The sequence below is a fragment of the Microbacterium sp. F2E genome, from assembly GCF_020905435.1.
In the GTDB taxonomy this organism is placed as follows: domain Bacteria; phylum Actinomycetota; class Actinomycetes; order Actinomycetales; family Microbacteriaceae; genus Microbacterium; species Microbacterium lacticum.
In genome coordinates, this window is sequence record NZ_JAJJIB010000052.1 from 1 (window position 1) to 757 (window position 757).

Below are 757 nucleotides of genomic sequence, written 5' to 3' on the forward strand. Positions count from 1 at the left end.
CTAACGCGCCTTTGACGCCGGAAGGGCGTCGTCGTCTTGCTGTCCTCGTCGTGGATCGGGGCTGGTCGTTGCGGCGGGCAGCGGAACGGTTCCAGTGCTCGCCCGCGACGGCGAAACGGTGGGTCGACCGGTATCGGGCCGGGCTGCCGTTGACGGACCGCAGCTCGAGGCCGCAGACCTCGCCGAACCGGCTCCCGCGGAAGACGGAGCGGAGGATCGTGTCGTTGCGGTTCACCCGCCGGTGGGGTCCGCACCGGATCGCGTATCACCTGGGCCTTGCCCGCTCGACGGTCGGCCGGGTGCTGGCCAGGTATGGGATGCCGAAGCTCGTGAACATCGATCAGGCCACCGGGCTGCCAGTCCGCAAGCCGACGCCGAAGCGGTACGAGGTCGCAAGACCGGGCCAGCTGATCCACGTCGACATCAAGAAGCAGGGCCGGATCCCTGATGGCGGCGGCTGGCGCGCCTTCGGTCGCGGATCGGCGCAGGACCGTGCCGCGGGATCCGTCCGCGACAAGGCCGCACGGGCAGGAGCGGCCGGCTCCCGCGGCTACCGGTATCTGCACCACGCCGTCGACGACAACTCGAGAGTCGCGTACTCGGAGATCCTCGACGACGAACGCAAGGAGACCGCGGCAGCGTTCTGGACCCGCGCGAACGCGTTCTTCGCGAGCCTCGGAGTCACGGTCACCGCCGTGATGACAGACAACGGCGCGTGCTACCGGTCACACGCGTTCGCGGACGCGCTCGGCGACGG

1 protein-coding gene is annotated in these 757 nt (G+C 69.9%); it reads left to right on the plus strand.

Features of this window, described 5'->3' with window-relative positions:
• Window positions 1-757 (plus strand): helix-turn-helix domain-containing protein (locus tag LOK55_RS13940; protein WP_229935850.1); only part of this gene is annotated, 757 nt, incomplete at both ends.